Source organism: Pyxidicoccus sp. M15 (assembly GCF_056858435.1).
This window is the reverse complement of record NZ_CM166495.1, coordinates 5764649-5776429: the sequence shown is the minus strand read 5'-3', so window position 1 is coordinate 5776429 and position 11781 is coordinate 5764649. Positions and strand designations below refer to the sequence as shown.

Genomic DNA, 11781 nt, shown 5'->3' with positions numbered 1-11781 from the left:
GGTCACACTCCCTGGGCCCGAAGCGGATGGCGGTCGCGCGCCTGGAGCGTCTTCCCCTCGTCCCAGGGCTCGAAGGCGTTGCTCACGTTGGCCAGTCCCGTCCCCTCCAGTTCCGGGAAGTGGCGGAGGAGGACTGACTTCATGTCGTTGTCGTCGATCCACTGGAGCCCCTCGGGCGAGTAGGTCTCCGCGTTGAAGTTGTCGGTGTAGAAGCGGTCCGCCTCCAGCCGGCGGCTGGCATTGAGCAGGAACACCTGGAAGAGCGTCTCGCCAAAGCCGAAGTACTCCGGGCGATGGGCCTCGGCCCGGTTGCCAATCAGCACGTCGATCTCCTCCACGCTCCGGTAGATGCGCTTGAGCGCGGCGACCTGCTCCGGGTCGTCCGTCAGGTCCTCGAAGGTTTCGATGGGCTGCAGCCCGAGCTGGCGGCGGAACTCGTTGTAGCGGGGCACGCCCCGCTCGCGAGCGCGGAGGATGTCCACGGCCGCCAGGTCATACATCGGGTTTCCGGGGATGCTCAGCTCGCGCAGCATCCGGGGGTAGTTGTTGAGCACGAGCGCCCCTGGATGCATGTTGCCCAGGGAGAAGAAGAGGTCGGCCATCGGCACCCGGTCGTGGAGCCGGGACACCGCCGCGTGCGAGACCTCCGCCAGCGACAGCCGCTCCACCGCCTCGGGGTCAGCGATGCGGCGGACCTCCACCTCGTCGGGAAGCAGCTCATGCATCCGGTACACCTCGACGAACTCCTCGCTCAAGGCATACGGCACGTCATGACTCTCGCGTGCATTGCCCACGAGCCCGCCGACCACCGGGCTGGCGATCTTCAGCAGGGGCAAGGTGCGCCGCGCCTCGCGCTTCCTGGTGAGGGTCTCCACGAGGCCATACCAGTTGCAGTTCATGCCACAGGCGAGCTTCGCGTTCGGAAGGATGGCGGGCGTCCACTCCACGCTGTGGATCTTCGCCATCAACGCGGCGTTGATGAGCCGGGCCACATTGTAGAGCTGGTCGTCATTCCACGCCGGGTAGCGGGCCGCGAGCATGTCGCAGATGGCGTTGTGCTCCCGGACGAACAGGGTGGCCATCAGGCTGAGCCCCACCCACCAGCCCCGGGTGCGGCCCGTCTCTTCAAAGCCCCTGTGGTCCACGGGAAGCCGGCCCCGCGCATCCAGCCGCAGCCTTCCCCCCTTCAACGTGCGAAGCCGGCGCGCGTCCTTCTGGGTGCTGCCGTAGATCTGCGAGCCGTCCCACCAGGCCGTCTCCTCGTTGATGTACGTGGGGGGCGTGCCCGCATCTTCCGGCATGCGGGTCGGGTCCGGCGCGGTCCGGCCCACGAACAGCTTCCGCTGGAAGTACTTCCGGCGCGCGGGATGGTCCGGCGGCAACGGAACCTCGAGCACCCCGAACCGGAGGTCCATCCGATGCCCCACCCAGTCATGGGTCATGAACTGGAGCCACCCGGCGGCCAGCAGGTTGAGGAAGGGCACCTCCTTCATCTTCGAGCCGCGCGCCAGGAGGACCTGACTGATCTCGGCCGGGTTGGGCGTGAGCAGCTCCTCGCCGGTGTGAGGCCAGGTGACGGAGCGGCGCACGTTGCGTGAGAAGCGAACGCCCGCCGCCCCTTCCTTGGGGTTGCTCAAGTTGTTCCAGGAGCCGTCCGCGGTGCGGAAGTGGGTGACGCCACGGGGGATGGCCTGCCCCCGGGCCTGGAACGCCGTCAGCGCACCGGCTGGATAGGTCTCCACGAGGTTGTCCCGGATGAGCTTCTCGCGCATGGCGGACAGGGCCAGGAGCGCCTCGAGAAGGCTCTTGCGGTACCAATCGGTCCAGATGCCGTGGCGGCGCTCTGCTTCCTGGCGGAGGCGCGTCAGCCGGATGACGAGCTGCTGGGAGAAGGTGACTCCCCTTCCCACGAGCCTGCCGGCCGCGGCGCACAGGAAGTCCACCGGGCCGGGTGCGTACGGGCGCGGTGGCTCGGGGAGCTCGGGGACCGGAGGAGGCGCCAGCAGCTCGTCCCGGTCGAATGGAAGCACCTCGGTGTGCCGCTCCTGGCTCCGGGACACGAGGTCGGCTGCGGCCTTGCGCAGCTTCTCCTCCCATTCGGGCGTATGGGGCGAGAGCGCCTGGGCTCGCTTCAGCTGTTGGTGGGCCTCCTTCGGACGCCCCAGCAGCAGGTGGACCGTCCCCAACAGGCCGTGCTCCCTGGCGCTCGCGCGCCTGGCCAACCGCTGCTCCAAGAGCCTCGCGGCGGCCTCGTATTCCCCGCGCTCCATCAGCGCGATGGCAGGCTCGCTCTCCAATTCAATGCCGCACATCCCGTCATTCCTTTCGCCGTTCGGTCCATGAGGCACCCCAGTGCCAGGGATGCTCGTGCCCGGAGCCCATCTCCGAAGGTGACCGTCACAGCCGTCGATGAAGGTGGGGAGGAGCAATGGGGATGTGACGACCCCGGGCCGCCGTCCGCGGGGCGCCTTGAAGATGGGCAGGCCCACCCTCACCTTCGTACGTATGCAATTGCCGCCAGAGAGCTTCGAGGGCGCGGAGGGCCCGTCCTCCCTGGTGCCTTCCCTGGGCGAGCGGCTGGGAGGCCTGAATGGCTCCCGGTACGAAATCCTTGCGCTGCTGGGCCATGGAGGAATGGGACGCGTCTACCGCGCCCTGGACCGGGAGCTGCAGCGCACGGTCGCGCTGAAGTTCCTCCTGCCCCACCTGACGCGTCGCAGAGCCGAGGGACTCACGCTCCTGCGTGAGGAGGCCCAGGCGATTGCGAGGCTGGACCACGAGAACATCGTCCGGATCCACGATGTGGCGGCGTGGGGCACCCGGGACGCGGGCTTCCGGCAGGTGAGTGTTCCCTTCCTGGTGATGGAATACCTGGAGGGCAGGTCGCTGCGGGCCACCCTGCGAACCGGCAGGCTGGACCTGCAACGCAAGCTCGAGATCATGACGGACGTGGCCGCGGGCCTCAGGCATGCGCACGAACGCCACCTCATCCACTCGGACCTCAAGCCGGGCAACGTCTTCGTCCTCGATGATGGCAGGGCCAAGCTGCTCGACTTCGGCCTGGCACGCCTGCTCGCTGGCAGCTCCGCGGCGTGGAGGGCCGGGGCGGGCACGCCCGCCTACATGTCCCCGGAGCAGTGGGAGAGAAATCCGCCCGACATGCGAGATGACGTCTGGGCGGCGGGCATCCTCCTCTTCGAGCTGCTCACCGGGCAGCACCCCTTCCCGGAGATGGACCGCGAGGAGCTGCGCGCGCGCATCACCTCCTCCGAGCCGATGCCCTCGGTGCGCGAGCTCCGCCCGGACCTGCCCGAGGAGCTGGAGCAGCTCGTGGCCTCGGCACTGGTCCGGAACCCCGCGGACCGCATCCCCAACGGGGGCGAGCTGCTGAAGCGGCTGTGGCGGGTGCGCGAGCAGCTCGGGCTCCGGCGCCGCAACCCGCTGGCCGGCGTCGCCGAGCGGCGGCAGGTCACGTTCCTGTCCTGTCGGCTCGCCCTCACCGCCAACGCCGAGGCGCCCGACGCCGAAGACCCGGACGAGCTGGACACCGCCTTCCATCGCACGTGCTCGACCGTCCTCCACCAGCACGGCGCGATTGTCATGGCCTGCGTCGGCGACCAGGTGCTCGCGTGCTTCGGCTATCCCTCGGCCCGGGAAGACGCCTCGGCGGAGGCTGTCCGCGCGGGGCTGCACCTGCTGGAGGCGCTCCCGCGAGAGCTGGCGGGACAGCGCGCCCGGGGCCTCGTCATCCGGGTGGGAATCCATACGGACCTGGTGGCCGTGGACGACACCACGTCCGGCTTCCAGGGGGCGCCCTCCATCCAGGGCAAGGCGCCGCTGATCGCGAACTGGCTGGCCGCCGAGGCCTCGCCCCACTCCTTGCTCGTCAGTGAAAGGACCCACGTGCTGGTGCGAGGCCGGTTCGAGACGCGCCCCGCGGGCCAGCGGACCTTCGTGGGACTCTCGGGAAGCTCGACGCTCGGCACCTATCAACTGCTCCGAGAGACCCGGGGCGTGAGCCGCTTCGACCGGGTGCTCGTCCTGGGCGAGCTGACACCGCTGGTCGGACGCAAGCGTGAGCTGGAGCAGCTCGGCGCAAGCTGGAGCGCGGTGGCGCGCGGCCAGGGCACGTGCATCCTCCTGCGAGGCGAGGCAGGGGTGGGCAAGTCCCGGCTCGTGCAGGAGCTCCGCGACCAGAAGGCTCACGCGGAGTTCCCCTGCGTCACGTGCCAGTGCTGGCCCCAGTTCAAGGGCAGTGCCTTCTACCCGCTCACCGAGTGGCTCCAGGACTTCCTCGCGCTCTCCTCCGAGGACTCGCCCGAACAGAAGCTGCGCCGGTTGGAGGCGCGGCTGGGGCTGCTGGGCCTTCCCCCGGAGCATGCGCCCGCGCTGGGCTCACTGCTCTCCGTGCCCCTCCTGAAGGGCTCTCCATTCCTCCAGCAGCCCCCCGAACACCAGAGGAAGCGGAGCATGGCCGCCCTCGAGGCCTTCCTCCGTGGGATGGCAAGCCAGCACCCCCTCGGGTTCATCGTGGAGGATGTGCACTGGGCGGATCAGTCCACTTTGCAGTTCCTGGGCCTGCTCCTGGAGCACCTCGAGGACACCCGGATCGGCGTCCTGCTCACGGCCCGTCCCGAGTTCCAGCATGGCTGGGCCGGGCATCCCCGGTTCCAGGAGCTGGAGATCGCCCCGCTGTCTCCCGAGTCCACGGCGGTGATGATTCAGCAGGTCGCCCGGGGCAAGGCGCTCCCGGAGGAGCTCAACGAGCAGCTCGCGGCCAGGACGGATGGGATTCCCCTCTTCATCGAGGAGATGACACGGCTGGCGCTTCAGCGGGAAGACTCGGCCAGCCCTTCCGCGGAGCCCGCACAGACCGCCATCCCCACCACCCTGCAAGAGCTCCTCGTGGCCCGGCTCGACCAGCTGCCACCGCGCGCGAAGGCCCTGGCGCAGCTGGCGGCCACGCTGGGCCGGGAGCTCAGCTACGAGGTGCTCCGGGCCATCTCGCTCGTCTCGGAGAAGGAGCTGCGCGAGCAGCTCGAGCAGCTCGAGCAGGCGGGGCTGCTCTTCCGGCACGGCGAGTTCCCCTACACCGTGATGTACACCTTCAAGCACGCGCTCATCCAGGCCGCGGCATACCAGTCACTGCTCCGCAGGACGCAGAAGCGCTACCACGCCCGGATCGCCGTGAAGCTGTCCGAGCAGTTCCCGGAGCTCGCGGAGGAACAGCCCGAGCTGCTGGCATACCACTCCACCCTGGCGGGCCAGGCGGAGCAGGCCGCCAGCCAGTGGCGAAGCGCGGGCGAGCGGGCCAAGGCGAAGTCCGCGCTCTCCGAGGCGACCGGTCACTTCACCCGGGCCATCGAACAGCTCGGGTTCCTGCCCCCCTCGCGCGAGCGGGATACCCAGGAGTTCGCGCTCCAGCTCGAGCTGGCCGAGACGCTCATCGCGACCACGGGCTTCACGTCCAAGAAGGTCCTGGACGCCTACACACGGGCCTACCAGCTGTGCGAGCCGACGGGTGACATCCCCATGCCGGTGCTCTGGGGGCTCACCACCGTCGCGGTGCTCCGGGGTGACAGGAAGGACATGGAGCGGCTGGTGCCGCGCCTGCAGCACCTCATCGACACCAGCGAGGACCCGCTCAGCCTGATTGCGGCCCATTGCGAGCTGGCGACCCTGTCCTTCCGGCGAGGCCAGCTCGTCGAATGCCGCCGCCATGGAAAGGAGGCGAAGGTCCTGGCCAGGCAGCATGGCCTCCTGAATCCCACGGTGCTGAAGACGGGAAGCCACCCCGGCTACGTCACCGAGAGCCTGCTGTATTCGCTGCTGTATCTGGCCTACAGCGAGGTGCTGCTGGGAAACGCAGACAGGGGACGCCAGGAATATGCGGAGGTGCTCGCGCTCGCCGAGGGGACACGCTCTCCCTATGACATGGCCCGGGTGCTCATGTTCGGCGCGTTGATCGTGGACGAGGCGAGCGATTCGAAGGAGGTGCGCGCCGTGGCGGGCCGTGCCATCTGCCTGGCCCGTGAGCACAAGTTCCCCACCGTCCTGGCCATGTGCTCCTGCATCGACGGCTGCGCCGCCGTCAGCATGGGCGAGACGCAAGCGGGGTTCGCGAAGATTCAGGAAGGACTGGCGCTGATCCGCTCGATGAGCGCCATGGCGCTCTACCCCCGCAGCCTGGAGTTCTTCGCCAGGGCGTGCCTCTTCACCGGCCGTATCGCCGAAGGACTGTCCGCCACGAGCGAGGCGCTGGAGATGACGGAGACGCGGTTGACGCCTCATGCCATTCCGGAGCTGCGGCGGTTGGAGGGGGAATTGCTGCTCCGGCAGGGCCATGAGGACGCCGCGCGGATGGCCTTGAGCCAGGCGCTGGAGACCGCGCGTGCGTCGGGTGCGAAGCTGCACGAATTGCGTGCGGCGGTGAGCCTCGGCCGGCTCATGCGGAAGGCCGGGGAGGTGACCGAAGCCCGTGCGCTCGTCGCCGAGGTTTGCGGCAGGTTCACCGAGGGTTTCGACGTCGTGGACTACAGGGCCGCCCGGCAGTTCCTGGCCGAGGTCTCGTAGGCCCCCGCGCCAGGCGCACCCAATGAAAAGGGCCGGATGCTTTCGCACCCGGCCCTCGGACACCTGAAGCGGTTGTCGCGCTACTTCGCGCCGCCCTCTTCACCCACGGCGAGCGTGGTCACGGGGGGCGTGGGCGTGGGCTTGATGCCGCCCTCCTCGCCCACCGCCAGCGTCGTCGCGGGGCCGGGGGGCGGCTTGATGCTGCCCTCCTCGCCCAGGGCGAGCGTGGTCATCGGAGGAGGCTTGATGCCGCCCTCCTCACCGAGCGCCTTGGTGGTCATCGGAGGAGGCTTGGTGCCGCCTTCCTCGCCCACCGCCAGCGTCGTCGCGGGGCCGCCGGGAGGCTTGGTGCCGCCCTCCTCGCCCACCGCCAGCGTCGTCGCCGGGCCGCCGGGAGGCTTGGTGCCGCCCTCCTCGCCCACGGCGAGCGTGGTCATCGGAGGGGGCTTGGTGCCACCCTCTTCACCGAGCGCCTTCGTGGTCATCGGGGGCGGCTTGGTGCCACCCTCTTCGCCCACTGCCAGCGTCGTCGCGGGGCCGCCAGGAGGCTTGGTGCCGCCCTCTTCACCGAGCGCCTTCGTCGTCATCGGAGGCGGCTTGGTGCCACCCTCTTCGCCCACTGCCAGCGTCGTCGCGGGGCCGCCGGGAGGCTTGGTGCCGCCCTCCTCGCCCACCGCCCGGGTGGTCAGCTGAGGAGGCTTGGTGCCACCCTCCTCGCCCACCGCCAGCGTCGTCGCAGTGCCGGGGGGCCTGGTGCTGCCCTCCTCACCGAGCGCCTTGGTGGTGATGATGCCGCCACCCGGTGGCTTGGTGCTGCCCTCCTCACCCACCGCCAGCGTCGTCGCGGTGCCGGGGGCCTTGCCCGGAGCCGTGCCTTCCGGCCGCGTCGGCGGCCTGGGCGTCTCGTACTTGATGAACGGCGGTGCCTTCGGAATCTTGGTCACGGGACTCCCCCTACATGCGAACACCTGGATTGTCGGCGGTGGGCATTTGTAGTTGCCTGAGAAAAAGCGACACCTCCGGAACCCCCCGGCGGGCTGGGAGCACGGCCTTGAGAATCGGCATCTTCGGTGACGGCAATGACCCGCAGTGCGCGGCGGTGGCGCACGAAGCGGGCGTCCTGGGAGCGGAAGCGGTCATCATCGACAGTGAGGCCCTGGAGAACGGCTGGCCGCTGTCCATGAAGGACGACGAGACCTGGTACCTCGGGCAGCGCGTGGACGACCTGCGGGGCTTCTACCTGCGCTTCGTCCCCGCCCCCTTCGTCCCCGCCCTGGAGCAGGACGGAGAGCTGGTGCTCTACCAGGACTGGCACGACCAGTTCATGCAGACGCGCGAGCGCGCCTCCTACTTCGTGGCGTGGCTGCTGAAGCTGGCCCACCAGGGCGCCACGCTGGTCAACGGTCCGCACGCCGCCAGCGTCATGCAATACAAGCCCTTCCAGCTCCACGCGCTGCGCAGCCTCGGCGCGCGGGTGCCGCGCACGCTCATCTCCAATGACCCGGACGCCATCCGCGCCTTCCATGAGGAGGTGAAGGACGTCATCTTCAAGCCCGTCATGGGCGGCGCCGTCACGCGCACCCTCGACGACGAGGCGCTGGAGCGACTGGACGCCGTCACGGCCTCACCCGTCATCTTCCAGGAGCGCGTGCGCGGAGACGACCTGCGCATCATGCTCGTGGGCGACGAGGTCGTCTCCTGCGTGGCCATCGAGACGCCCGAGCAGCACCTCGACTTCCGGGCGGACCCCATCTACAGCGGGGGCCAGGCCAGCTACCGCGAGGTGCCGCTGCCCGAGCCCGTGAAGGACTTCTGCCGCAAGGCCGCGCGTGCGTGCGGCCTCACCTTCGCCGGCATCGACATCAAGCACCACGGAGACGACTACGTCTTCCTGGAGCTCAACAGCTCGCCCATCTACCTCGACGTGGAGATGAAGCTCGGGCACCCCATCAGCCGCGCCATCGCGAAGGCCGTGGTGGAAGGCGCTCGCACCGCGCGGTAGCGCTGGCGGCTCAGCGCTTCTCCTTCGGAAAATTCTGGGCGTAGGGCCGCGCCTCCTCGAGCACCCGGGCGAAGGAGGGACGCGCCTTCAACCGGGCCAGGTAGGCCGCGGTATTCGGAAAGGCCTCACCGAAGGGCACCACCATCTCGGCATAGTGCAGGGCGGGAGCCGCCGCGCAGTCCGCCAGGGTGAAGACGTCGCCCATGGCCCAGCGCTTCGTGGCCATCTCCTGCTCGATCTGCTCATAAGACGTGCGCAGCACGGCCCTGGCCAGCTCCACGCCGTGCGCATCGCTCTTCCCCTCCGGGCGCAGCCGATCGACGACGATCTTCTGCATCGGCTCCTGGACGTAGTGGTCGTAGAAGCGGTCGCTGAGCCGGGTCCGCAACGCCAGCTCCGGCTCCAGGGGCAGCAGCCGCACCTTCCCCGGGTAATGCATGTCCAGGTACTCGATGATGATGCTCGACTCCGGAATCATCTGGTTCCGCGCCTCGTCGAGCAGCACGGGGATCTTCCCGACCGGCCACAGCTTCAGGAAGTTCGTGCGCGAGGTCTCATCACCGAAGTCGACGAGGTGCGGCTCGAAGGGCGTGCCGTTCTCGTAGAAGGCGATGAGCGGCTTCATGCAGAAGGACGCGAACGGATGCATATAGAGCTTCAGGGCCATGCCCCGCCTTCTATCCCGGCCCGATGATGCCCGTCGGGCATTCCGGCTCGCGTAGACTCGCGGCAGCGAGGCAAGAGCATGGACCTGGAAGAGCTGCGGGCCTTTCTCGATGTCGCGGAGACGGGCTCGTTCCTGGCCGCCGCGGATTCCCTGGGGGTGTCGCGCACGACGTTGAGGCGCCGCGTCGAGGCGCTCGAGGCCCGCGCCGGCGTGCCGCTCCTCAAGAGCACCCGGTCGGGCATCGTCCTGACGGAGGCCGGCACGGTGCTCGCCCAGCGCGGGCGCATCATGATGCAGGAGACGAGCGCGCTGCTGGCCTCCATCCGGGAGGTGGGCCAGGCCCCGTCGGGCCTGCTGCGGGTGGTGCTGCCCGTCGGGCTCCCGCCGCACCTGCTCACTCCGCTCTTCGGGGCGCTGCGCACCGCGTACCCGCAGCTGCGCGTCCAGGCACGCTTCAGCAATGACCCGCTGGAAGAGCCCCTGGACGACGTGGACATGGCGGTCCACTTCGGCGAGGCCCTGCCCAGGGGGCCCTGGCTGTCTCACGAGGTGCTGCGAGTCCATGAGGGGTTGATTGCCAGCACGGAGTACCTGGAGCGCAGGGGCGTCCCCCGCTCCGTGGAGGACCTGAAGGGCCACGAGCTCTTCTCGTGGGAGGCACCGGGAGAGGACGCGCGCCTGTGGCCCTCGCTCCGGGGGCCTTCGTTCAGCGTGGAGCCGGCCCTCATCACCCCGGACATCCACCTCATCCGCTCGTGCTGCATCGCCGGGCAGGGCATCGGACTGGTCCCCAGTGTGGACCTGCCCGACCCGGGCGTCGCCGGAGAGGTGCTGGTGCCCGTGCTGCCCGACGCCGTGGGCCGCGAGCGCCCGCTCCGCATCAGCGTGCCCGAAGCGCTCTCCGAGATTCCCAAGGTCAAGCACGTGCTCGCGCACATCCGGGGCTTCCTCGACCCGCTGTGAGCCCTCTGGCGTCACGGGCTTGCGCGGCGCGTTGCGAGATAACGGCCACCGCCTGTCCACCTTCGGCCATCACCCACGGCCGGCTCGGGCTACTCCTGCTGCGGCCATTTCGCGCTGGAGCCCGCCATGCACATGCCGACGCGTCTCGCCCTCACGGTTGCCCTGCTGACCCTGTCCGCCCACGCCAAGGAGCCGGCGCTCGGGGCGACGACCTTCACCGTCTACGAGGCCTTCCTCAGCCCCGCGCAGGAGCCCGGTGAGGAGTCGGAGACGCCGAAGCTGCTGGAGAAGAGCCTGGGGGCCACGGCGCCCTCCACGCCGCGCGAGAGTCGGAAGTCCCGGGGCTGGGGGCAGGTCCGGTTCACCAGGGACCTGAGCCGGGCCTATGTCGACGTCCAGATTGAAGGGGTGAATCCCGCCGACATCCTCATGTTCCACATCCACTGCGGTGCGCCCGGGGTGCTCGGCCCCGTCGTGGTGAACCTCGGTGAGCACGGCTCCCTGTCGACGACGATGGCCCATGGAAAGCTCTCCCTGGAGCTCACCAACAAGGACATCGTCTTCATCAAGGACATGAAGGGCATGAAGTCCGGGCTGCCGGAGAGCTGCCCCGCCGAGCTGGGATTCCTGGCGCAGACGAAGACGCTTGCCGCCCTGGAGTCCCTGGCGAAGAAGGGCGTGCTCTACTTCAACCTCCACACCAAGGCGCACACCTACTACGGCGAGATGCGCGGGCAGCTCTACCCCGCCCAGCCGTAGGCGCCCGCACGGAACCGGGGCGCCGCTTGCGGGTATGATTCACGGCGTATGCGAACGCTCCGCTCCCAGTCCCGCTCCCTCCTTCTCCCCCTCGCCGCCGCGTTCCTCGCGTGTGGTGCATGCAGCGACGACCCGTCCGGCGGCGGTACGCCGCTGGGTGAAGAGGTGAAAGGCATCGCCACCTTCTATGACGCCACCGGCGCCGGCAATTGCAGCTACGAGGCCGGCGGCGACCTGATGGTGGCGGCCATGAACACGCCCCAGTATGCCGACAGCGCGGCGTGCGGCATGTGCGTGGACGTCACGGGCCCCAAGGGCAACGTCCGCGTGCGCATCGTGGACCGCTGCCCGGAGTGCGACACCGGCCACCTGGACCTGAGCCGCCAGGCCTTCGCGAAGATCGCCGACATGGAGGACGGCCGCGTCAACATCACCTGGACGCCGGTGTCCTGCGACGTGGCCGGCAACCTCGAGTACCACTTCAAGAACGGCAGCAACGCGTGGTGGACCGCCATCCAGGTCCGCAACCACCGGCTGCCCATCAAGAAGCTGGAGTGGAAGCGCGGCACCGGCGGGTGGAACGACGTCCCCCGTGAGGACTACAACTACTTCGTCAACGGCGACGGCATGGGCGACGGCAGCTTCCAGCTCCGCGTCACCGCCAGCGACGGGCAGCAGGTGGAGGACACCCTCCAGCAGGTGCTCGACGACGACAGCGTCGACGGCACCAGCCAGTTCCGCTGACCGGCGCGCACCCGCGGGCGGAAACGAGAAGGCCCCCGGAAGGCGCGGAGCACCGCGCCCGGGGGCCTTCGCT

Annotated in this window: 8 protein-coding genes; 5 read left to right on the top strand and 3 right to left on the bottom strand. The window is 69.3% G+C overall.

Annotated features, from left to right (window positions below; all coding sequences use genetic code 11):
• Positions 1-2 precede the first annotated feature (2 nt).
• Positions 3-2312, bottom strand: a complete 2310-nt coding sequence (locus ACX9TP_RS21830; RefSeq protein ID WP_482981651.1) for a peroxidase family protein — start codon at positions 2310-2312, stop codon at positions 3-5.
• Positions 2313-2436: 124 nt separating this feature from the next.
• Here ACX9TP_RS21830 and ACX9TP_RS21825 point away from each other — a divergent pair, with 124 nt between their 5' ends.
• The gene (locus tag ACX9TP_RS21825) at positions 2437-6573 is read left to right on the top strand and encodes a protein kinase domain-containing protein (protein ID WP_482981650.1); all 4137 of its coding nucleotides are present in this window, start codon (positions 2437-2439) and stop codon (positions 6571-6573) included.
• Positions 6574-6653: 80 nt separating this feature from the next.
• On the opposite strand, the gene ACX9TP_RS21820 is transcribed toward ACX9TP_RS21825, so the two are convergent.
• Positions 6654-7517 (bottom strand): hypothetical protein, encoded by an 864-nt coding sequence (locus ACX9TP_RS21820; protein ID WP_482981649.1) that lies wholly within the window; start codon positions 7515-7517, stop codon positions 6654-6656.
• A 107-nt stretch (positions 7518-7624) separates the two neighbouring features.
• Between ACX9TP_RS21820 and ACX9TP_RS21815 the strand changes: the two genes are divergently transcribed.
• Entirely contained in the window at positions 7625-8575 is a 951-nt protein-coding gene (locus tag ACX9TP_RS21815; protein ID WP_482981648.1) for an ATP-grasp domain-containing protein, read from the top strand.
• Between the two features lie 10 nt (positions 8576-8585).
• Here ACX9TP_RS21815 and ACX9TP_RS21810 read toward each other — a convergent pair whose 3' ends face one another.
• Positions 8586-9242, bottom strand: a complete 657-nt coding sequence (locus ACX9TP_RS21810; protein ID WP_482981647.1) for a glutathione S-transferase family protein — start codon at positions 9240-9242, stop codon at positions 8586-8588.
• 78 nt (positions 9243-9320) lie between these two features.
• Between ACX9TP_RS21810 and ACX9TP_RS21805 the strand changes: the two genes are divergently transcribed.
• The 3 genes from ACX9TP_RS21805 to ACX9TP_RS21795 all read left to right on the top strand — a co-directional run bounded on the left by ACX9TP_RS21805 (position 9321) and on the right by ACX9TP_RS21795 (position 11708).
• A complete protein-coding gene (locus ACX9TP_RS21805) occupies positions 9321-10205 on the top strand; it encodes a LysR family transcriptional regulator (RefSeq protein ID WP_482981646.1) in 885 nt (294 codons plus the stop codon).
• 132 nt (positions 10206-10337) lie between these two features.
• Positions 10338-10964, top strand: a complete 627-nt coding sequence (locus ACX9TP_RS21800) for a CHRD domain-containing protein (RefSeq protein WP_482981645.1) — start codon at positions 10338-10340, stop codon at positions 10962-10964.
• Between the two features lie 48 nt (positions 10965-11012).
• Positions 11013-11708, top strand: a complete 696-nt coding sequence (locus ACX9TP_RS21795) for an expansin EXLX1 family cellulose-binding protein (RefSeq protein WP_482981644.1) — start codon at positions 11013-11015, stop codon at positions 11706-11708.
• Positions 11709-11781: the final 73 nt, after the last annotated feature.